At 74.0% G+C, this 21,146-nt stretch carries 20 protein-coding genes and 1 riboswitch; of the genes, 7 read left to right on the forward strand and 13 right to left on the reverse strand.

The genetic code is table 11. From position 1 onward, the window contains the following. Complete coding sequence (locus tag AB0883_RS11095) at positions 1 to 210, reverse strand: heavy-metal-associated domain-containing protein (RefSeq protein ID WP_366641066.1); 210 nt, start codon at positions 208 to 210, stop codon at positions 1 to 3. 150 nt (positions 211 to 360) lie between these two features. Between AB0883_RS11095 and AB0883_RS11100 the strand changes: the two genes are divergently transcribed. The 3 genes from AB0883_RS11100 to AB0883_RS11110 all read left to right on the forward strand — a co-directional run bounded on the left by AB0883_RS11100 (position 361) and on the right by AB0883_RS11110 (position 3,640). Continuing rightward, positions 361 to 663 (forward strand): metal-sensitive transcriptional regulator, encoded by a 303-nt coding sequence (locus AB0883_RS11100; protein WP_121396942.1) that lies wholly within the window; start codon positions 361 to 363, stop codon positions 661 to 663. Positions 664 to 978: 315 nt separating this feature from the next. Then, a complete protein-coding gene (locus AB0883_RS11105; protein ID WP_366641067.1) occupies positions 979 to 2,322 on the forward strand; it encodes a YibE/F family protein in 1,344 nt (447 codons plus the stop codon). Between the two features lie 166 nt (positions 2,323 to 2,488). Continuing rightward, a riboswitch (cyclic di-AMP (ydaO/yuaA leader) is annotated at positions 2,489 to 2,620 on the forward strand. Positions 2,621 to 2,623: 3 nt separating this feature from the next. Further along, on the forward strand, positions 2,624 to 3,640 hold the full coding sequence (locus tag AB0883_RS11110) for a hypothetical protein (RefSeq protein WP_366641068.1): 1,017 nt from the start codon (positions 2,624 to 2,626) through the stop codon (positions 3,638 to 3,640). 97 nt (positions 3,641 to 3,737) lie between these two features. Here AB0883_RS11110 and AB0883_RS11115 read toward each other — a convergent pair whose 3' ends face one another. After that, positions 3,738 to 4,490, reverse strand: a complete 753-nt coding sequence (locus tag AB0883_RS11115) for a carbonic anhydrase (protein WP_366641069.1) — start codon at positions 4,488 to 4,490, stop codon at positions 3,738 to 3,740. A 211-nt stretch (positions 4,491 to 4,701) separates the two neighbouring features. On the opposite strand from AB0883_RS11115, the gene AB0883_RS11120 reads away from it, so the two are divergent. Both AB0883_RS11120 and mycP read left to right on the forward strand, forming a co-directional pair. After that, the gene (locus AB0883_RS11120) at positions 4,702 to 5,043 is read left to right on the forward strand and encodes a MarR family winged helix-turn-helix transcriptional regulator (RefSeq protein ID WP_366641070.1); all 342 of its coding nucleotides are present in this window, start codon (positions 4,702 to 4,704) and stop codon (positions 5,041 to 5,043) included. A gap of 53 nt (positions 5,044 to 5,096) precedes the next feature. Then, positions 5,097 to 6,344 carry a type VII secretion-associated serine protease mycosin gene (mycP, locus tag AB0883_RS11125; RefSeq protein WP_366641071.1) on the forward strand — a complete coding sequence of 416 codons (1,248 nt, stop codon included), beginning with the start codon at positions 5,097 to 5,099 and terminating at the stop codon, positions 6,342 to 6,344. A gap of 79 nt (positions 6,345 to 6,423) precedes the next feature. Here the strand turns inward: mycP and AB0883_RS11130 are convergent, their stop codons facing one another. The 10 genes from AB0883_RS11130 to eccCa all read right to left on the reverse strand — a co-directional run bounded on the left by AB0883_RS11130 (position 6,424) and on the right by eccCa (position 16,666). Continuing rightward, positions 6,424 to 7,761: a hypothetical protein gene (locus AB0883_RS11130; RefSeq protein WP_366641072.1), complete on the reverse strand. Its 1,338-nt coding sequence runs from the start codon at positions 7,759 to 7,761 to the stop codon at positions 6,424 to 6,426. 16 nt (positions 7,762 to 7,777) lie between these two features. Then, positions 7,778 to 8,338: a hypothetical protein gene (locus tag AB0883_RS11135; RefSeq protein ID WP_366641073.1), complete on the reverse strand. Its 561-nt coding sequence runs from the start codon at positions 8,336 to 8,338 to the stop codon at positions 7,778 to 7,780. A gap of 33 nt (positions 8,339 to 8,371) precedes the next feature. Next, complete coding sequence (locus AB0883_RS11140; protein ID WP_366641074.1) at positions 8,372 to 9,949, reverse strand: S8 family serine peptidase; 1,578 nt, start codon at positions 9,947 to 9,949, stop codon at positions 8,372 to 8,374. Between the two features lie 82 nt (positions 9,950 to 10,031). Then, positions 10,032 to 10,310, reverse strand: a complete 279-nt coding sequence (locus AB0883_RS11145; RefSeq protein ID WP_089002279.1) for a WXG100 family type VII secretion target — start codon at positions 10,308 to 10,310, stop codon at positions 10,032 to 10,034. A gap of 28 nt (positions 10,311 to 10,338) precedes the next feature. After that, positions 10,339 to 10,647, reverse strand: coding sequence for a WXG100 family type VII secretion target (locus tag AB0883_RS11150; RefSeq protein ID WP_121396950.1), 309 nt, complete (start codon positions 10,645 to 10,647; stop codon positions 10,339 to 10,341). Between the two features lie 168 nt (positions 10,648 to 10,815). Then, positions 10,816 to 11,076 carry a hypothetical protein gene (locus AB0883_RS11155; RefSeq protein ID WP_366641075.1) on the reverse strand — a complete coding sequence of 87 codons (261 nt, stop codon included), beginning with the start codon at positions 11,074 to 11,076 and terminating at the stop codon, positions 10,816 to 10,818. A 29-nt stretch (positions 11,077 to 11,105) separates the two neighbouring features. Then, positions 11,106 to 11,834: a hypothetical protein gene (locus tag AB0883_RS11160; RefSeq protein WP_366641076.1), complete on the reverse strand. Its 729-nt coding sequence runs from the start codon at positions 11,832 to 11,834 to the stop codon at positions 11,106 to 11,108. A gap of 31 nt (positions 11,835 to 11,865) precedes the next feature. Further along, complete coding sequence (locus AB0883_RS11165; protein WP_121396953.1) at positions 11,866 to 12,159, reverse strand: hypothetical protein; 294 nt, start codon at positions 12,157 to 12,159, stop codon at positions 11,866 to 11,868. Positions 12,160 to 12,176: 17 nt separating this feature from the next. Next, on the reverse strand, positions 12,177 to 12,599 hold the full coding sequence (locus tag AB0883_RS11170; protein ID WP_233599698.1) for a YbaB/EbfC family nucleoid-associated protein: 423 nt from the start codon (positions 12,597 to 12,599) through the stop codon (positions 12,177 to 12,179). 104 nt (positions 12,600 to 12,703) lie between these two features. Next, complete coding sequence (eccCa, locus tag AB0883_RS11175; RefSeq protein ID WP_366641077.1) at positions 12,704 to 16,666, reverse strand: type VII secretion protein EccCa; 3,963 nt, start codon at positions 16,664 to 16,666, stop codon at positions 12,704 to 12,706. A gap of 168 nt (positions 16,667 to 16,834) precedes the next feature. On the opposite strand from eccCa, the gene eccD reads away from it, so the two are divergent. Next, positions 16,835 to 18,232: a type VII secretion integral membrane protein EccD gene (eccD, locus tag AB0883_RS11180; RefSeq protein ID WP_366641078.1), complete on the forward strand. Its 1,398-nt coding sequence runs from the start codon at positions 16,835 to 16,837 to the stop codon at positions 18,230 to 18,232. Between the two features lie 21 nt (positions 18,233 to 18,253). Here eccD and AB0883_RS11185 read toward each other — a convergent pair whose 3' ends face one another. Beyond that, the gene (locus AB0883_RS11185) at positions 18,254 to 19,435 is read right to left on the reverse strand and encodes a type VII secretion protein EccE (protein WP_366641079.1); all 1,182 of its coding nucleotides are present in this window, start codon (positions 19,433 to 19,435) and stop codon (positions 18,254 to 18,256) included. 151 nt (positions 19,436 to 19,586) lie between these two features. Here AB0883_RS11185 and eccB point away from each other — a divergent pair, with 151 nt between their 5' ends. Then, positions 19,587 to 21,134, forward strand: coding sequence for a type VII secretion protein EccB (gene eccB / locus AB0883_RS11190; RefSeq protein ID WP_366641080.1), 1,548 nt, complete (start codon positions 19,587 to 19,589; stop codon positions 21,132 to 21,134). Positions 21,135 to 21,146: the final 12 nt, after the last annotated feature.

Here is a 21,146-nt window from a genome sequence, read left to right on the forward strand (position 1 = left end):
TCAGACGCCGACGAGGTCGTAACCGGCCTCGTCGACGGCGGAGCGCACGGTGTCGGTTTCCAACGGGCCCTCGCTGGTGACGGTGACCCGACCGGCGGCGACGTCGACCTGGACGTCGCTGACGCCCGGGATCGCGCCGACCTCGGTGCTGACCGCGGTGGCGCAGTGCCCGCAGGTCATGCCCTGCACCTGGTACGTCGTGGTGATCATCGAACTCTCCTCTCGCCGCCCCCAGCATATACCCCCCGGGGGTAAATCGGAGGCGGACCGGTGCCTGTGCCTTGTACCGGTACCCGGTGGGGGTATGCCGGCCAGGAACGAACGTACCATACCCCCGAGGGGTACGCTATCCTCGTCCCCATGACCACACCGACGCCCACCCCGATCAGGGGATACACCGCCACCAAGGACCAGCTGCTCGCGCGGCTGCGCCGCGTCGAGGGGCAGGTCCGTGGCATCGAGAAGATGGTCGACGAGGACCGCTACTGCATCGACGTGCTCACCCAGATCTCCGCGATCCAGGCCGCCCTGGACAAGGTCGCGCTCGGCCTGCTCGACGGGCACGCCCGGCACTGCATGCACGAGGGCGCGGCCGAGGGGCGCGCCGACGAGATGGCCACCGAGATGATGGCCGCCGTCGGCCGCCTGATGAAGCGCGGCTGACCCGTCCCGGCCCCTCGGCCCCGCGACGAAACGCGGGCACACGGCGACGCCACACCCCGACACCACCCGCACGACCTGCGCCCGGATGTCGGGGTGGCTACCATTCGGCCGGTGGCCCTCCCGATTCCGCACCGCCCGCCCCGCGCGCCCCGCCGGGCGGCGACACCGACCAACCGCGACCGGACGGAGGCCCGGGACCGCGGTACGTGACCGCGCCACCACACGGAAGCGATCCCCGTCCCGGCCACGCGGCGACGGGTGAACCGACCGGCCCGCCGGCACGTACCCCGCCCTGGATCCGTTGGGAGAAACTCGTTGGGCGCCGACCACACCCGTCCCGCTCCGTCCGCCCCGCCGAGGGTGCGGCGGATCCTCGTCGCGACGGTGGTGCCCCTCTTCGTCGCCACGCTGGTCGCCGCCCTGGTGCTGTGGCCGTGGGACGCGCCCGACCCGCCGACCGGCACCGACGCGCCCCGCTACCACGGCACGGTGACGCGGGTCGTGACGGAGCCGTGCCCGCCCACCCCGGAGACCCCGGAGGGGAGCCCTGGCGGGTCGCAGGGCCCCTGCGGCACGGTCACCGTACGGGTGCAGGACGGTCCCGACGCCGGCCAGCAGGTGGAGACGCCGGTGCCCGCCGGCCCCGGCGCGCCGACCGTCGCCGTGGACGACGAGATCATCCTGGTCGAGCTCACCGATCCCGCCGACCCCACGGCCAGCACCTACAACATCGCCGAGCACCAGCGCGGCAAGCCGCTGGTCTGGCTGGTGGCGCTCTTCGCGGCCGCCATCGTCGCCTTCGGACGGTGGCGCGGGCTGGCCGCGCTGGCCGGCCTGGCGGCGAGCTTCGCCATCCTGCTGACCTTCGTGCTGCCGGGCATCGGCGCCGGGAGCCCGCCCCTGCTGGTCGCGGTCGTCGGCGCCGCGCTGATCATGTTCGTGGTGCTCTACCTGACCCACGGCGTGACCGCGCAGACCTCGGTGGCCGTGCTCGGCACGTTGGGCAGCCTGGTGCTGACCGGCGTCCTCGGCACGATCGCCACCGCCGCGACCCACCTGACCGGGTTCGGCTCCGAGGACGCCACCACGCTGTCGATGTACCAGGCCGACGTCGACCTGCACGGGCTGCTGCTGGCCGGGATCATCATCGGTTCCCTCGGCGTGCTGGACGACGTCACGGTGACCCAGGCCGCCACGGTCACCGAGCTGGCACACGCCAACCCCGGGCTGTCCCGGACGCAGCTCTACCGGGCGGCGACCCGGGTCGGCCGGGCGCACATCGCCTCGACGGTGAACACCATCGTGCTGGCGTACGCCGGCGCCTCCCTGCCGGTGCTGCTCCTGCTGACGGCCGACTCGCGGGCGGTGACCCAACTCCTCACCAGCGAGTTCCTCGCCCAGGAGATCGTCCGCAGCGCGGTCGCCACCCTGGGCCTGATCGCCGCCGTGCCACTGACCACCGGGCTGGCGGCCCTGGTGACCACGGCCGGCCGCCGCGGCGGGAACGCCACCGACCGCGCCGCGCCCGCGCCGACGCCCCGGCCGGCCGCCGACCGGTCCGAGGCGCTGGAGGCCCTCAGCGGGCCGCGCGCAGACACGCCGTCCGCCGCTCCCGCCGGATGGCCCGACCGGGACAGGAGCACGGACACCGCATGGTGACACTCCTCAGCGTGACCGAACAGGACGTACGGCCTGATAAACGCGTCACTGCTCACCGTCCGCCATTACGAAATAACGCATTTAGTCGGCTTAGGGACGTAGATCCCCGGGAGTGTTCTCGGGTAACCTCGCTGCCGGTCACCGCCGAAGGCGCGCAGCGGCGCCTGCGGTGCCGCCGCCCAATCGCCGCGAGGCGAACCGGGGACCCAGGTACGTGGGGTGAATCCGCGACAGCGGTAGGGGCCACTTCCGCCCCGAACCCGTCAGCTAACCCGGTCGGCGGTCGACGGAAGGGAAAACTGTGACGGCACCCCTACGCCGCTGGTTGACGCCCGTGGTGGCCGTACTCGCCGCCCTGGCGGTCTTCGCCGGGCCGCTCCCGGCGGCGGCCGCGCCCACCCCGCCCAAGCCCTCCGGGCACGGGGACGACGAGCCCAAGCTGCTCGACGACCTCATCGAGGCCCGCAACCGGTCCTACGTGCAGGCCAAGGCGAAGCTGAAGAAATCGGAAGAACGCCAGCTCGAACTGGCCCTGGAGGTCAACCGGGCGCAGGCCGAGCTGGACGCGCTGGCCCCCCAGGTCAGCCAGATCGCCGCCCAGTCCTACCGCACCGGGCGGATCGGCGCGGTGTCCATGCTGCTGGACACCACCAGCCCCGACTCGTTCGTCAAACGCGCCGCCGCCCTCGACGAGCTCAACCTGGTCAACTCCAAGAAGCTGGCCGAGGTGAACGCGATCAAGGACCGCGCCGAGCAGGCCAAGCTGGCGCTCGACGCCGAGGTCCGCGAGCAGCAGAAGCTCACCAACGAGATGGCGCGCGGCAAGCGTGAGGCGGAGAAGGCGCTCGCGCTGGTCGGCGGCAGGGGGCTGACCAGCGGCAAGGTGGTGGCGACCTCGCCGGTGGCGAAGATGGCGCCGGGTCGTACCGCCGACGGCGACTGGAAGCCCCTGTCCTGCACCGAGAACGACCCCACCACCTCCGGCTGCATCACCGCGCGCACGCTGCACATGTACAAGGAGGTCAAGCGGGCCGGCTTCAACCGGTTCGTCGGCTGTTACCGCTCCGGCGGGCCGTACGAGCATCCGAAGGGTCGGGCCTGCGACTGGTCGCTGCAGAGGAGCGGCTTCTCCCCCTGGCACAACGACGACACCTACATGTACGGCAACAACCTGACCGCGTTCCTGGTCCGCAACGCCGACCGGCTCGGCATCTACTACGTGATCTGGAACCGACAGATCTGGTTCCCGGCGACGGGCTGGAAGTCCTACAGCGGGCCGTCGAACCACACCGACCACGTCCACGTGTCACTGCTCTAGCCGGACCACACGCACACAGAGGGCCGCCCCCGCCGGACGCGGGAGCGGCCCTCTGCCGTCGTGCGGGCCCGCCGCGACGATCTGCCGGCGGGCGAGGTCAGGCGAGCGCGGCGCTGGCCGCCGGCTCCGGCGCGTCGGCCGCACGGGCGGGCACCGAGGCCACCGTCCGCACCTCGCCGGCGGTCAGCCGGTACGACATGCCGACCACCCCGCAGCGGCCGGCGGCCACCTCCGCGGCGAGCACGGCGGAGCGGCCCAGCATCGCCTCGACGGTGTGCGCGATGTGGATGTCGACGATCCGGTCGATGTCGTCCACCCCCTCGGCGGCGGCCCGGCGCAGGCTCGGCACCACGGCGTCCACCACGGCGCACAGGTGCCCGACCGGCTGGGTGCCGGTGGCGTCCGCCGTACGCGCCGCCTGGACGGCCCCGCAGGAGTCGTGCCCGAGCACCACCACCAGCGGCGTGCCCAGGACCGTGACGGCGTACTCCACGCTGCCCAGCACCTCGGGGCCGATGGTGTGCCCGGCGGTGCGGACCACGAAGAGGTCACCGAGGCCACGGTCGAAGATGATCTCGGCGGCGAGCCGGGAGTCGGAACAGCCGACGATCACCGCGAAGGGGTGCTGCCCGTCGGCGACCGCGGCGCGGTGCCCGGCGTCCTGGTTGGGGTGGCGCGGGGCGCCGGTCACGAACCGCCGGTTGCCGGCGTGCAGCTCGGCGAGCGCCTGCTCGGGACTCGCAGGGACGGTGAACGTGGTGCCGGCGTCGGCCGGGGCTCCACCCGTGGTCGACACCGGGAGCGTCCGCTCCGGGCCCGGTTGGGTTCCTGGCGATCCGGGACGACTCATCCCACACCTCGCTCCGCACGTGAACGGCCTGGTCACCCGGGCCGACGCTGGACGCGGGCTGCCACCACCGTCACACGCACTGCAAGATACGTCAAGGTATGCGTGATATGCATTTCATATGTTCGGCGGGCCCGGCGCGACGGCGGTCGGGCCCGCCGTGCGTCCGCCGGCCGCGAGGGCACGCAGCAAAACACGAAGCAGGGGCCATACGATGGCGGACATGGCGACGACAGGGGAGAACGGGAGCACCCGCAACTGGACGTTCCTCACCAACCACGGGCACGTGCTGCTCGCCATCGCCCGCAACCCCACCGCCCGCCTCCGCGACGTCGCCGACGAGGTGGGCGTCACCGAGCGGGCCGCGCAGGCGATCGTCGCCGACCTGGAGGCCGGCGGCTACCTGCACCGCACCCGGGTGGGCCGACGCAACGAGTACACCCTCAACCCCGCCGGGCGGTTCCGGCACCCCGCCGAGGCGGACCGGCAGGTCGGCGCCCTCCTCGCCCTCTTCGCCGACGAGCAGGAGCCGGCCGAGGCCACCGAGCGTCCCTGACGACGGGTCGGGCGGCGGCACGCGCCGTGGGCCCGCGGCGGTAATCTCACCGCGTGCGCGAGAGTTTCCGACCGGGCGGGACCGGGCCGGCCCGCCGAGGCGGGCGCGGTGCCCGCGCGGTCCTCGGTGGAGCGGCGGCGGTCCTGCTCGGCACCGCCGTCGTCGCCCCGTCCCCCGCCGCCGCGGCGGTCCCCCGCTGCGGGCCCCCCGGCGTCGCCGCCCCCGCCGAGACGCCGTGGCCGCTGAAGAGACTCGAACCCTCGTCGGCCTGGCGGATCTCCCGGGGCGCCGGCGTCACGGTGGCGGTCATCGACTCCGGCGTCTCCGCCCTCCATCCCGCCCTGAAGGGTCAGGTCAGGGTGGGCCGGGACTTCAACGGCCTGCCGCAGCAGGAGGGCCGCTGCGACCTGGCCGGGCACGGCACCATCGTCGCCGGCATCATCGCCGGGAAGGAGGGCACCGGCGCGTCGTTCAGCGGCATCGCGCCGCAGGCCAGGATCCTCCCGGTACGCGTCCTGCCGGACACGAGGACCACCGCCGACGAGGGGCTGCCGGGGCAGATCGCCGAGGCGATCCGGTGGTCGGTGCGCAACGGCGCCGACGTGATCAACCTGTCGCTGGTGACCCTGGACCGGCAGGATCTCGCCGACGCCGTCCGCTACGCCCTCGACGAGGGGGTGGTCGTGGTGGCCGCCGCCGGCAACCGCCAGGAGAACCAGCAGGACAGGCCCGCGTTCCCGGCCGCCTACCCCGGGGTGATCGCGGTCGCCGGGGTGGACGAGGAGGGCGGTCACGTCGGCAGCTCGGTGAGCGGGGACTACGTCGACCTCGCGGCACCCGGGCTGAACATCCTCGGCCCGGCCCCCGGGGGCGAGGGCTTCCTCGCCGAGCCGCAGGGCGGCACCAGCTTCGCCGCCGCGTACGTCTCCGGGGTGGCCGCGCTGGTCCGGGCCGCCCACCCCGACCTCGGCCCGGAGCAGGTCGCCGACCGGCTGATCCGGACGGCCGACAGCCCGCCCGAGGGGAAGAACGCCGAGGTCGGCCACGGGGTGGTGAATCCGTACCGCGCGGTGGCGACCGTGCTCGGCACCCGTACCGACCCGCCGGCCGGCGCGATGCCCGCACCGCCCTCCACCGAGGATCCGCTCGCCTGGCAGGGCACCGTCGCGGTCTGGGCCGCCGCCGTCGGCGCGCTCGTCGCCGGGCTGCTGCTCTCCGTCAAGCCGATCCTGGTCCGCGGGCGACGCCGGGGCTGGCGCCCGGGCCGCCGCCCGTCCGCAACGGACGCCACGACCGGCTGACGCCCCTCTCCGGTCGGTCTCCCGGGGAAGCGTCGAGCGCCGCCCACCGGTGCGGTGGACGGCGCTCGGTACGACTTCGTCAGCGCAGGATGCCCGGCGTACCGCCGCCGTCCGCGCCCCAGACGTCCTCGTCCTCCTCCAGCCAGGTGTTGCGAGGGGCCTCCTCCTCGCCGTAGCCGGCACCCATGCCGGCCATGCCACCGACGCCCCGTGCGCCCGCGCCGACGCCCTTGGCGCCCGCGCCGGCGACACCCGCGCGCCCGCCGCCACGGCCGGCCCCACCGGCCGCGCCGCCCATCATCGGCGCCATGCCGCCCGCACCGAGCTTGCCGCCGGCACCGAGCTTGCCGCCAGCGCCCCGGCCGCCACCGCGGTTGGCGCCGGCCGCGCCGCCGCCCATCATCGGCCCCATGTTGGGGCTCACCGGCCGGCCGAGCGAGCCGCCGCCCGGGATGACGCCTCCGCCGCCGAGCCCGCCGCCACCGGAGCCCAGGCCGCCACCGCCGCCGAGCCCGGAGGTGCCGGGCAGGCCGCCGCCACCGCCGCCGCCGAGCGCGGGAACCGTCGGGGCGCCGGCACCGGCCAGACCGCTGCCGTAGTCGTCGGCGAGGCTGCCGGTGCTCGGGTCGTAACCGCCGCTCGGGTCGTAGCCACCGCTCGGGTCGTAGCCGCCACCGGTCAGGCCGGGGTGCGCGGTGGAGCCGATCCCGGTGGTCCCGGTCTCGGGCACGCCGGCCCCGCTGAGCGACGGCATGCCACCGCCCGGCATGCCACCGGTCGAGGGCATGCCGCCCATGCTGGGCGCGCCGCCGGCGCTACCGGCCCCGGGGCCGGCGCCGAGGTCGGGGGTCTGCACGTCCGGCGACTGGGTGGTGCCCGGCGTGGTCTGGCCGGGCGTGCCCGAGTCGATCGTCACGTACTCGCCGCTGACCTGGTTGTAGACCTTGGCCGCCTCGTCGGACTTGTCGTTGAGCCAGTCGGCGAGCGAGGTGAGCGGGTCGAGCAGGCCCAGGAAGTCGGGCTTGACCTTCATCTCGAAGAGGCCCGTGTCGATCACGATGCGGCCGTTGCGCGCCTCGAGCACGTCGTTGACGCAGCTCGCGGGGATGGGGAACTCGGCCTGCGCGGCGCTCAGCTTGTCGGCTGCGGTCTTCAACGACTGGACGATGCCGTTGTGCTTCTCGGCGTCGTCGACGACCCGGCCCGTGTCCGTGGCGATCTGCTTGATGTGGGTCTTGAAGGACTCGTACGCCGGGCCCTTCCACACCTCACCGAGATCGGCGACGTTCGTCTCCAGGCTCTCCTTGACGGAGTTCAGGTTCTTCAGCAGCTGCTCCCAGCCCAGGGCGGCGCTGGTGACGTCGCCCGGCCTGCCCGCGACGACGATCTGCTGGCACATCTCTTCCCAGCTCGGCATCCTGTCACCCTCCCGATCAGCCGTTGGATCCGTTGGTGGCGGCTTGGCTGAAGGCGCGCTCCATCTCGGCGGCGGACATGGCGTTCGCCTTCTCCGCCGTCTCGTAGTTCTCCTTGACCTCGCGCAGCGCGTTGGCGGCCTGGTAGAGGTCCTCGGCGAGCTTGCGGACGCTCTGCTGCGTGGTGGTGAAGAGGCTGCCGTGCTTGCGGGCCAGGTCGCCCGCCCGGTCGAAGGCGCCGAGCGGGCTCGTCGCCCCGCCGCCGACGCCGTTCAGGCCGCCCGACGCCGCCGCGCCGCCCATCTTGTCCTGGATCTCGACCATCGTGTACGACTGCTTGTTGAGAAACGAGGCGTGCGACTCCAACCACTCGATGGCGCTGTCCAGGCTGGACGCGTCCCACTCCGTGTTGTCGCCGCTCTCGCCCGCCCCCGGCACCAGGCCGGAGGGGGCCTGCGCCCGGTTGACGTTGTCCATCGTGATGCCGCTGACGTGCACGGTGGGTGCCAGCGGGGTGATGGGCATGTATGGAGTGTCCACCCGGATCTCCTCCGGCTGGTCCGTCCTGTCGTCCGTCATCGGTTCCTCCCCGTCGCCGACTGACAATGTGGCTTACTGCTGGTGTCCGCCGGGGGCCGGCGGGGGTGGTGCCGTCGGCGCGGCGCCGGGCGGCTGCCAGGCACCGGCCTGGGGTGCCGGCGGCGCACCGTACGGGTGGGTCCCGCCGGTGGGCGTCGGGCCGTACCCGGGCGGGGGTCCCGCCTGGGGCGGTGCGGGCGTGCCCGGTGCCCCGCCGGGTGGCGGATATCCGGGCGCGCCGAACTGCGGGTTACCGTGCGTCCCGCCCGGTGCGCCGCCGGCTGGCGGGTGGCCGGGGGGCGGCGGGTAACCGGGCGGACCGGCCTGCGGGCCGCCGGCCGGTGGATAGCCCGGCGGCGGGTACCCGGGCGGGCCGCCGGGCGGCGGGTACCCGGGCGGGCCGGGCCGGGCAGCGGTCGCCTTCCGTCGGGACCGACGCACCAGCACGATCACGAGGATCAGCAACGCGACGGGCACGAGCAGGCAGAGCGCCCCCCGGACCAGCGCGCCGGTGTCCTTCTTCATGCTGATCGACACCGCCGGACCGTCGTCCTTCCGCGGCTCCGCCGCGCCCGCGGACGGGGCGGCGCCGTTCCCGGCACCGGCGAGCAACGGGTGCGCGTCCACCGCCGGCACCGAGCGGGTCAGCGCGGCGAGCGGGTCGATCGCGCCGAAGCCGTACTGACTGTCGCGGCCGGCCGGGCCCTGGTCCCGGGCGGTGCGGATCAGCCGGTTCGCCACGTTGGCCGCGTCGAGGTCCGGGTACTTCGCGCGGACCAGCGCCGCCACCCCGGAGGTGATGGCGGCGGCGTCGCTCGTGCCGCTGGCGATGCCGTAGCCGTTGGACGACACCGACGCGGACCGGGGAGAGATGATCTCCTGCATCGGCGCGGCGAGCACGGCCTCCCGGCCGGTGGCGCTCTGCGCGAAGAACTCGCCGTTCTTCGCCAGCCCGGTCACCGCGATGACGCCGGGGATGTTCGCGGGGCTGGTGACGACGCGGTCGTTCTGCAGCCGGTTGCCGGCCGAGGCGATCAGCACGACGTCCTTGTCCAGGGCGTAGCGGACGGCGGCGATCTCGTCGGGGGTCGCCGCCGTGCCCGTCCCGACGGACATGTTGATCACGTCGGCGCCGGCGTCGGCCGCCCAGCGGATGCCCGCCGAGAGGTCTGCCGAGTCGAAGGAGTCGCCCATCGCGACGGGCAGGATCTTCGCCTCCGGGGCGATGCCCAGGTGCCGCATCGCGCCACCGCCCCGGGACGCGATGATCCCGGCCATCGACGAACCGTGGGCCTTCCTGGTGTCGTCGTCGCGGCGGCCGTCGGCCGCCGTCCCGGAACCGATGCCCTTGCCCGGCAGGACCTGACCGCGCAGATCCGGCAGGTCGGGGTTGACCCCGGTGTCGATGACCGCGACGGTGACGCCCTTGCCCTTGGTGAGCTTGTGGGCCTGCGGGATCTTCAGGGTGTCGAGGTACCACTGGAGGCCGCGCACCGTGTCGGCGCGTGCCGGGGCCGGCGCGGCCAGTGGACCGGAACCGGCGCCGACGAACAACGCCAGCGCCGCGACGGCCAGCCGGAGCTTGGGCCGCGAAGCCTTTCCCGCACGCATGATTCTCCCAGGACCTATCGACGCACAACGCGACGCGGCTCCGGCCCGGTCGAACCGGACCGGAGCCGCGTCGGCGATTGTGTCAGTTCCACGCCTTGGCGTTGCTCATCTCGGTGCTGACGTAGTTCTCGCGGGCGATGCCCACGGCGCCACCGATGTCGTTCAGGATCTTGTTGATGTCCCGGACGGCGGCGTCCCACTGCGCCTGGTGCTGCTCGTACGCGGCACGGTCCTCACCGTCCCACTGGAGCTTCGACAGCATCGAACGCAGCGTGTCCAGCTTCTCGTCGATGGTCCGCGAGATGGCCATCATCTGCTGGTTGCTGCTCTCGAGGACCGCGTAGTCAACCTTGATGCTCATGAGTTCCTCCCCTGCTCGTCTCGGCGGATCACGGGTTGAGTGCAGAGTGGAACTTGTCCAGCATCTGCTGCTGCTCTTCGTCGTTGACCTGGTGCGTCGTACCCGACTTGTCGAGCAGGTCGGCGATGTTGTCCATCGCCGTCAGCAGCTTGCCCGTGTCCTCGTTCCAGCGCTGCATGAGCGACTGGAAGCCGGTGGACGCCTGCCCCTTCCAGGCGATGGCCAGGTCGTCGACCACGTTCCACAGCTTCTTCAGCTCGCCGTCGACCTCGCTGCGCGTGGAGCGCACGTCACCCGCGGCGGTATGCAGAGTCGCTGCTTCGACCTCGAACGCCATGCTTCACACCCTTCCGTCTTCTTGTGGCGGCGCAGTCGCCGCGTCCTCCCCCGCCGCAAGGCAATCACCCCACCGACGGACACTCAGTCAAGACCGTAGCGGACGGTGTCCACCACGCGCAGCCCTGCCCCGCGCGGTGCGCGGACGCCCGCCGGAGAACCCGTCCGACTAGGAGGAACGGGAGTACGAGCGGACGTGCATCACCAGGCCGACCACGAAGAGGAGGGCGAGCATCGATACGAGCACCCACTGCACCGCGTCGTCGGCGAGGGTGCCGAGGGCCAGCGCGAACGCCGCCACCCCACTGAGCAGGACGAGTTCCATCGCCCTGCGGGCCACCCGCGACCGGGCGAGCTGCGCGACCACCCCCAGGACGATGAAGACCGGGACGGTCGCCAGCGCGTACCCGAACAACGTGCTCTGCCACACGGTGCCACCCAACCTCTCGGCCCGGTCGCTCAGGCCCGGTAGAAGCCCGAATCCTGCACCCAGTCGATCTGGATGTCCTGGATGTCGGGGTCGGCGTCGCCGGTCGCCCAGCCCGGACGGGAGTCCGAGACGAAGTTGTACTGGCTGTTACCGCGGAACGCCGACGCCACCGTGGAGAACAGCGCGCCGATGTCCGTGAAGATGAGCCCGAGGATCGCGGCGGTGGCGGTGAGGCCGGCCACCCCGATCGCCTGCGCCAGCGGCGCGGTCGCCGGGAACGCCTGGAGGGCCACGGCCGCGATGACCGCGATGAGGATCGGCACCAACGCGCCGACCAGGGCGTCGATCGAGGCGTTGAAGTGGTCGCGGACGGCGGTCAGCGCTTCCTTGTTGGCGTTGAGCGCCTCCGCGAGCGCCCCGATCTCGGCGTTCAGCTTCTGCACGAAGGCGTCGAACGCGTCCCGGTCCTCGAAGTCCCACTCGTCGCTGGAGGGGATCACGCTCTCCATTGCCGCGCCGAACTGGTCGCCGCCCAGGAAGCGGGCCGCGTCGCCCCACTCCTTGATGGACTGGTTGACCTCGTCGTTGTCGAACGTCTCGAGGTGGATGATGGCGGCGGTCAGGAACGCGGCGCCGACCAGCCACACCCAGTTGGCCCGGGCCGCCCCGGCCAGCGAGCGGACCGGCGCGGTCTGCGCGGCGACGCTGTGCGTCCCCACCACCGAGCCCGAGGAATTCGCGATCAGGATCTCCGGCATCGAGCCCTCCCTGCGTCCGGCACCCGCGAGGTCACTTGACCACCCAGGGCTGGTCCGACTTCTCCCAGTTGAGCGCGCTCTGTTCGAGGTTGGCGGCGGCCCTCTCCAGGTGCTCGACGCCGGTGCGCAGGTTGTCGAGGTGACCGTCGACGGCATCGTTGTGCGCGCTGACGGCGGACAGGCCGAGCAGCGTCATGGACATGCCCGACAGCTTGACGCCCTCCAGCGCCCGCTGCGCGTTGCGCAGGTAGGCCATCGGGCCGTCGGCGGCCGCGAGCTTCTGCCCGGCCTTGCGGATGGCGTCGACGTCGACGACGTTGGCCACTGGACCCTCTCCTCTCGTCAGCCGCGCAGCCGGCGCAGCGGGTCGTTGAGATCCACCCCGAACTGCTGGAACCACTCCTCCGGGGTGACCTTGCCCGCCTCGGCCCGCCGGACCAGGTCGGCACCGCCGAGCATCTCCTCCAGCAGCTCGCGCTGCCGCTCCGCGTGCGCGTCGTAGGCGGCGTCGATGGCGGCCTGGAGCGACTCGGCCAGGCTGAAGCTGTCCAGCCGCATCGCCCGGGCGTCGATCTGGACGTCGCCGACCTTCATGTCGCCGTCGACGGTGACCTGGACCAGGCCGTCCGGGCTCTCCCCGACGACCCGCAGCTCGGCGCGCTGCCGCTGGAAGTCCGCGAGCCGGCGCTGCTGCTCCTGCGCCTGGCGCAGGATGCCCTCGAGTCCGGCCCCGCCCATGCCGCCGGGCGTCCACGATGTGCTCAAAACGGTCCTCTCGTCGGCTGCGACGCTCGTGCCGCAGGTTACCGGATGCCGTCACACCGGGGCGGTCCCGCCGACCGCCGCCTCGGCGGGGGGGGGGGGGACCCTCAGGCCGGCTCCGACCAGGCGGTCTGGATGAGCTGCTGGCCGTCGCGGCGGCGCACCAGCGTGCCCCGGCCGGGCGGTTGCGGGCTCGGCCGCAGCGTGCCGAAGACCGCGCCCTCCTCCCGGTTGCCGGACATCAGCAGGCCGGGCTGGTCCAGCTCGCGCAGGCGTTGCAGGACCGGCTCGTAGAGCGCCCGGGCCACGCCACCCACCCGCCGGGTGACGATCAGGTGCAGGCCGATGTCGCGGGCCTGGGGCAGCAGCTCGTGCAGGGCGCTGAGCGGGTTGTTCCCGCCCGAGGCGACCAGGTCGTAGTCGTCGACCAGGATGTAGAGGTCCGGCCCCTTCCACCAGCTGCGGTCGCGCAACTGCGCGGTGGTGACGTCCGGACCGGGCAGCCGGTTGGACAGCGCGCTGCGGATCGAGGCGAGCCCCTGTGCGAACACCTGGTTCGACGGCGCGTAGTCGAGCAGGTGGTCCCCCTCGACCGCACCGAGCAGACCGCGCCGGTAGTCGGCGATGACCAGCCGGGCCTGCGCCGGGGTGTACCGCTCCGTGATGCCCCGCGCGATCAGCCGCAGCAGGTTGGTCTTGCCGCACTCGGCGTCGCCGAAGACCGTCAGGTGCGGCTCGTTGACGAGATCGAGGTAGACCGGGGCCAGCGCCGACTCGTTGACGCCGATCGGCAGGCCCGGCGCCGACCGGTCGACGACCCGGGCCAGCTCGCTGAGGGGCAGCCTACGCGGCAGCAGTCGTACCTTCGGCGCCGGCTGGCCCTTCCATGCCTCCGCGACGTGCCGGGACAGGGCGATGGACGCCTCGGTCAGGTCGTCGATGTCGCGCCGGCCGTCGATCCGGGAGATGGCGGTCAGGAAGTGCAGCTTGTCGCGGGTCAGGCCGCGGCCGGGCGAGCCGGTCGGGACGTTCGCCGCCGCCCGCCGGTCGATCTCCGACTCGTTGGCGTCACCGAGACGCAGCTCCAGCTTCGTGCCGAGCAGGTCCCGCATGTTGATCCGGATCTCCGCCCACCGCACGGCGGTCAGCACCACGTGCACGCCGAAGCCCAGGCCACGGTTGGCCAGGGTGGTGATCGTCTGCTCCAGCTCCTCGTACTCCTGGCGCAGCGTGTTCCAGCCGTCGACGACGAGGAAGACGTCGCCGAACGGGTCGTCGGCGAACTCCCCGGCCGCCCGGCGCCGGCGGTAGCTGGCCACCGAGTCGATGCCGTGCTGGGCGAACCGGTTCTCCCGCTCGTCCAGGACGGCCACCACCTCGGCCACCGTACGGCGCACCGCCTCGGTGTCCCGCCGCCCGGCCACGCCGGCCGTGTGCGGCAGCCCGTCCAGGCTGCGCAGCGCGCCACCACCGAAGTCCAGGCAGAAGAACTGCACCTCGCGCGGGGTGTGGGTGAGCGCGAGCGAGGCGAGCATGGAGCGCAGCATCGTGCTCTTGCCGCTGAGCGAGGCGCCGACGATCACCACGTTGCCGCCCGCGCCGGCCAGGTCCACGAGCATCGGGTCACGGCGCTGCTCGTACGGCCGGTCCACGATGCCGACCGGAGCGGCCAGCCGACCGCGGCCACCCCACGAGGCGGTGCAGAGGCCGTACCTCGGGTCGACGCTCAGCGGCGGCAGCAGCTCGCCCAGGCCCGGCGGCTCCGCCAGCGGCGGCAGCCAGACCTGGTGCGCCGGGCGGCCCCGCCCCTTCAGCCGGTCGATGAGCACGTCCAGCATCGCCACGACCTTGCCGTCGGCGGGCTGCTCCGGCTCGGGCGCGTCCGGCACCGGCAGGGTCGGGTTCTGCACCGGTACGAAGTCCACCCCGTACCGGACGATCCGGCGCTGCACCAGCGCCCGCGACGACGCGGCGGCCTGCCCCGGGGCCCGGTACGGCCCGGACACGTACGCGGCCCGGAACCGCAGCATGGTGCTGGTGTCGGTCTTCAGGTAGCCGTGGCCGGGGGCGTTGGGCAGCTCGTACGCGTCCGGCACGCCGAGCACGATCCGGCTCTCCACCGCCGAGAAGGTACGCAGACCGATCCGGTACGACAGGTGGGTGTCCAGGCCGCGCAGCTTGCCCTCCTCCAGCCGCTGGCTGGCCAGCAGCAGGTGCACGCCGAGCGACCGGCCCAGCCGGCCGATCATCACGAAGAGGTCGATGAAGTCGGGCTTCGCGGCGAGCAGCTCGCTGAACTCGTCACAGATGATGAGCAGGCTGGGCATCGGGTCCAGCGGCTCGCCGGCCGCCCGGGCCTTCTCGTAGTCGTAGCGGGAGACGTAGTTGCCGGCGGCCCGCAGCACCTCCTGGCGGCGGGTCATCTCACCGGCCAGCGCGTCCTTCATGCGGTCGACCAGCGGCAGCTCGTCGGCCAGGTTGGTGATCACCGCGCTGGTGTGCGGCAGCGCGTCCAGCGAGGCGAAGGTGGCGCCGCCCTTGAAGTCGACCAGGACGAAGTTGAGCTCCTCGGAGGAGTGCGTCACCGCCAGCGCCCCGACGATCGTGCGCAGCAGCTCGCTCTTGCCGGAACCGGTCGCGCCGATGATCAGGCCGTGCGGGCCCATGCCCTCGTGCGCGGACTCCTTGAAGTCCAGCTCGACCACGTTGCCGTCCGGCCCGACGCCGAGCGGGATGCGCAGCCGGTCGCGGTGGCTGCGCGGGCGCCAGGTCTGCTGCACGTCGACCGCGGCGGCGTCGCCGACGCCGAGCAGGTCCGGCAGCTCCATGCTCTTGGCCAGCGGCTCCTCCGACGTGGTCTGCTGCTGCGACAGCCGGTACGGGGCGATCTGCCGGGCCAGCCCCTCGGCGGCGGCCTCGGTGAGCCGGTCCGGCCGGCCGAGCCGGGACGAGGAGGTGCCGCGGACCAGTTCGAGGGAGCTGCCGTCGCCCACGTCGAGGCAGAGCAGCCAGCGGCCGGCGTCCCGGGGCACGGTGCCGGAGAGGTCGATGACGGTCGCGCCGAGCAGCCCCGGCCCCATGAGCTGGCAGGCGGCCGAGACCTCACCGCCGTCGATGACCACCACGAGGTGCGCCGCGGTGGTCAGCGGCTTCGCCTCCGGCGCGAACCGGGGCCGGCCGGCCAGCTCGCCGGCGAGCGCCTCCTCGGCCTCGGCGAGGCTCGCGAAGACCATCCGGCGGGCGCCCGCCGCGTCGCTCCGGGCGCTGTGGTGGTTGTGCGGCAGCCACTTCACCCAGTCCCAGGACGGCTGCCGGTCGGGCGCGGCGACGATCGCGACGACCATGTCGTCCGGGGCGTGGAAGGTGGCGAGCTGGCCGAGCGCGGCCCGCGTCAGGTCGAGCACCGGCTCCCGGTCGCCGCGCAGCACCACCCGGCTGAACGCCCGCACGGAGAGCGCGGTCGGCAGGTCCGGCACGCTCGAGTGGGCGCGGACGAAGCGACGCAGCGCGATGGCGCTCATCGGCTCCAGGTCCTCGACCGGCTTGGTCTCCGGTGGGACGATCTCGACGGCCAGGCGCTGCGGACCGGTGGCGATCCGGGTCTCGCCGAAGTCGTCCTCGGTGATCCGCCGCTCCCACAGCCGCCGGGAGGCGGCGATCGACCAGAGCGCGTCCGGCTCCGGGTGCCGCCAGGCCATCGCCGCCCGCTGCTGCTCGGCGGCGCGCCGGGTGCGCTTGCGCATCTGGGCGAGGTAGCGCATGTAGTCGCGCCGGTCGGCGTTGAGTTCGGCCTTGTCGTTGTTGCCGTTGCTCAGCGACCCGATCGCCATGCCCAGCATCGAGACGCCGAAGAGGCCGCCGGCGATGTAGGTCATCGTGCCGCCGCCCCGGCCGGCGTAGAGGAACGCCATGGCGCCCACGCCGCAGACCATCGGCAGGATCATCAGCAGCTGCCCCATCCCGCGCGGGGTGGGCTCGGGCAGCTCCGGAGGCGACTCCAGCAGCACCTCGCCTCGCGGCAGCGCAGGCCCCGGCTGACGCGGGAGCCGGCGGAACACCACCGTGCTCACGGCTGTCTCCTCCCCAGAAGCGGCCCTGATGAAGTTCGGCGAGCGACCGGAGTCGTCGGGTGGGCATCGTACGTGCCCGCCATCGTAGGTAATCTCCCGTGGGCGTCAGGAACCCGTGCGTCGGCGTCTCCGGCCAGGGGTGATCGTAGAGAGCGCGAGGAGGCCACTGTGGCGACGAAGACGGCGACCGGCGGCCTGAGCCGGATCACCATCGTGGCGCCCCGCACCCGGATGGACCTCGCGCTGCCCTCGGACGTACCGCTGGCCGACCTGCTGCCGACCCTGCTCCGTTACGCGGGTGAGGACCTGGCCGACGAGGGGGTGCGGCACGGCGGCTGGAGCCTGGCCCGGCTGGGCGGCCAGCCGCTGGACGGCGGCCGGACCGCCACGCAGCTCGGCATCCGCGACGGCGAGGTGCTCTACTTCAACCCCCGGTCCGCCACCGCGCCGGAGATCGTCTTCGACGACGTGGTCGACGCCGTCGCCACCGCCACCAACCAGCGCCCGGGTGCCTGGCAGGTCGGCACCACCCGGTCCTTCGCGGTGCTCTTCGCCGCCGCGGCGCTCGGCGCCGGCGCGGTGGCGGCGCTGTTCACCGGGCCGCCGCACCTGCTGGGCGCGCTGTCCGCGCTGGTGGTCGCGGTCGCCCTGGTGGTCGCCGCGGCCGTGTTGTCCCGGGCCGCCGCCGACAGCGCGACCGGGTCGGTGCTGGGGGTCGTCGGCCTGGCGTACGCGGGGGTCGGCGGCCTGCTGCTGCTCGCCGGCGACCGCCCGCTGACGGAGCTGGCCGCCCCGCACGTGCTCCTCGGCGCCACGGCGGTGGTGCTCTGCGCGGCGGTGGCCGCGCTGGCCGTCGGCGACCGGCTGCCGCTCTTCTTCGGCGCGGTCGCGGTCGGCGCCGTCACCGGCCTCGGCGCGGTGGTCAGCCTGGCCTTCGACACCGACGCGCCGGCAGCCGCCGCGGTGGTGGCCGCGATCGCGTTCGGCGCGGTGCCGGCGCTGCCGATGGCGGCGTACCGGCTGGCCCGGCTGCCGGTGCCGTCCATCCCGACCGGGCCCGACGACCTCAAGACCGACACCGAGTCGGTGGACGGCCGGCAGGTCCTCCAGCTCAGCGAGCGGGCCGACGAGTTCCTGACCGGCCTGCTCTGGACGGTGTCGCTGCTGGTGCTCGGCGCCCAGGTCGTGCTCGCGCTGCACGGCAGCCTGCCGGCGGTGCTGCTCTGCCTCGTGCTGGCCCTGCTGTCGCTGCTGCGGGCCCGGCCGTTCCTGGGCCGCGCCCAGCGCACCCCGGTGCTGTTCGCCGGCACCGCCGGGCTCGGCCTGACCGCCGCCGCCACGTTCGGCAACGGCTCCACGGCGGTACGCCTCGGCGTGATCCTCGGCGGCCTGGTGCTCGCGGCCGTGGTGAGCCTGATCTACGGGCTCACCGTGGCCGGCAAGCGGATCTCCCCGGTCTGGGGCCGGCTGCTCGACATCGTGGAGATCATGCTGATCATCGCGCTGGTCCCGCTGGCCGTCTGGGTCGTCGGCCTCTACGGCTGGATCGTCAACCTCCGCCCCTGAGCGGCTCTTTCGTCCCCGCTCTCAGTCGGTCGGGTGCAGGGTCGTGACGATGGTGGCCACCGGGGCGGTGGCGTAGACGCCGGGACCGTGCTGGCCGTCCACCGGGCGGGCCGGGGCGCCGGACCGGCGGGCCACCTCCCGCACCGCCTTGACCAGCGCCTCCACGTGGTCGTCGAGCGCCGCCACGCGGAGCATCGGCGGGGCGACGCGCCCGCCCGGCAGCACCGCGACGGCCAGGGTGTGCGAGGGGGCGGACGTCGCCGTCACCGCGTCCACCAGCGGGCCGAACGGCGCGTCGGCCCGGGGCCGCAGGACCAGGCAACGCTGGGTCCAGCCGCCGCCGCGCAGTCCCGTCCAGGTCTCCGCCGGCGGCGCCGGCGCCAGGTCCAGCCCGGCCGCGGAGACCACCGCCGCGCGCAGCTCGTCGCGGCTGAGGGGGCGGTGGGCGAGCCCGGCCGCGGTCAGCGCCTTGCCCAGCCGGCCGATGCCGGCGGAGAGCGTGCGGTGCACGCCGGGCATGCCCCCGCCCCGGCTGACGGTCTCGACGCGGGCGTCCCGTACGGAGAGCCGCAGCGCCAGCCAGACCGTCCGGTGGGCCGCGGGCGGCGCTCCCGGCGCCGGGTACCAGACCAGGGTGTGCGAGACGACCTGGGCGCGGGTGACCGGGCCGGTGAAGTCGGCGAGCACCCGCAGTGCCCGGTCCATCACCGACGCCTCGACCGAACCGGCGGGAGCCCCGGCGTGGCCCTGCAACGCCACGGCCGCGAACCAGCCCTGCGCGTCCTGCCCGATGCCGAGGCGGGTGCCGCGGTCCGTGAGCTCGGTCACTGTCAGCTCCGGGGCCAGGGGTGCCAGCCTGGGGTCGGTCCCGCCGCCGGCCGCCACGGTGCTCCTGGCCGCCTCCCGGCGCCGCCGCAGCCGCCGGCGCAGCAGCAGGTCCTCGTACCACCAGCGGCCACCCCGCCGGGCGAAGACCGCGCCCACCACCGCCAGCGACAGCACCCCGACGACGGCGGCGAGCCAGACCGGCCCGCCCAGCGCCGCCCAGACGGCCAGGGCGCAGAGTTCCAGCACCACGAGCTGCCCCACGGCCACGGGCCCGATCCGACCACGGTCGCGCCGGTCGGCCGGGACGACCGGCCGCTGGGCGACGCCGGACGGCTGCGGTGCCGGACGACCGGGTGGCGCCTGAACCTGCGTCATCGCTGACAGTCCTTTCTGGACGGCGGAGCGTCCGCCGGATCGGGTCGGGCGCTGGTCCCGGTGACCCGTCGACGGCCCCTTATCGTAGGGAAGCCCGCGACACCGACTCGGACCTGCTCGTCGCGGACCCACCCCCCGCCGGAGGTAAGTCATGCGGACCCGCCGCGATCAGGTGCAGGCGTACCGCTTCGTCACCCGCCGGATCGTCTCGGCGCTGCTGTCGGGCGACCCGGAGACCAGCAACCTGCCGATGCGGCGGCTCGGCATGGCGGTCTTCGGCAGCGTCATCGCCGCGGCCGTGGTGCTCGGTGGCGTCGGCGCGTACGGGCAGTTCACCGGCAACACGGCGCCGCTGGAGCCGAACACCCTGGTGATCGAGCGGGAGACCGGGGCGACGTACGTCTTCGTTGACGGGCAGCTGCACCCCACCCTCAACTACGCCTCGGCCCGACTGATCATCAACGAGCCGGCCCCGCAGGTGCGCACGATGTCCCAGGCGTCGATCCGGGACCGGCCCCGGGGCCGTACGGTCGGCATCGTCGGCGCCCCCGACGCGCTGCCGGACCGGAAGTCGCTGACGGGCCTGCCCTGGTCCGTCTGCGACGTACCGGACCCGGCCGATCCCCGCCGTTCCGGCACCCGGGTGGTGATCGACCGACCGCTGCCCGGTGGCGCGCCGCTCGGCGACCGGGCCGTGCTGGTGGAGGCCGACGGCCAGCGGCACCTGCTCACCGGCGACACGCGGTTGCAGGTGACGGGCGGCGACTCCGCGCTCGCCGCGCTGCGGATGGCCAACGCGCCCCGCCTGCCCGTGGGGCAGCAGTTGCTCAACGCCGTGCCCGCCGGGCCGGTCCTGCGCAAGCCGGCGATCGCCGGCGAGGACGAGGCCAGCACGCTCACCGAGCGCCCGGCCAAGGTCGGTCAGGTCTTCCGGGCGGCGGGCCAGCACTACGTGCTCACCCGGGAGGGCCTCTCCGCGATCGGCGAGATCAGCGCGCTGCTGCTGCTGCGCGACGGCGGCCAGGTCACCGACATCACCCCGGCGCAGGCCGGCAAGCTGCTGACCGACCAGCGGGCGGAGGAGGCCGGGATGCCGCAGGCCCTGCCCGCGCTGCACCCGGTCACCGCGGGGCGGACGGCGGTCTGTGCGACCTACCGGGCGGGTGCCGACGGCGGGCCGCCCACCACCACGCTGGAGGTCTTCGACCGCGTGCCGGCGGAGCTGGCCGCGCCCGGCGGGGTGCCCGTGCGGCAGAGCGCGCGCGACGGCGTACGTACCGCCGAGGGCGTGCTGCTGCCCGGCGGCAAGGGCGTGCTCGTGCAGGCCACGCCCGGATCCGGCGAGAGCGGCACGGCCGCCCCCGGCGCGACCGTGCACCTGATCAGCGCCCAGGGCGTCCGCTACCCGCTCGGCGTCGGCGCCATGTCGGCGCTGGGCTACGAGGGGGTCACCCCGCTGGCCGTACCCGCGTCGCTGCTGGCCCTGGTGCCCATGGGGCCGACGCTCTCGCGCGACGACGCGCTCGCCCACTTCGCGCCCGGCCCCGCGCCGTCGGCCCCGGCGGGCGGCCCGGCGAAGCCGACGGGCAGCCCCACCCCGGAGAGGTCCGGCGCGTCGGCGACGCCCTCCGACGAGCCCGATGCCGGGTCGCCGGCCTCGTCCGGCGCGTCGTCGCCGAGCCCGGAGACGGACGGCTGAGCCCGCACCCGG

Origin of the sequence: Micromonospora sp. NPDC047812 (assembly GCF_040704175.1) — a bacterium.
Taxonomy (GTDB): domain Bacteria; phylum Actinomycetota; class Actinomycetes; order Mycobacteriales; family Micromonosporaceae; genus Micromonospora.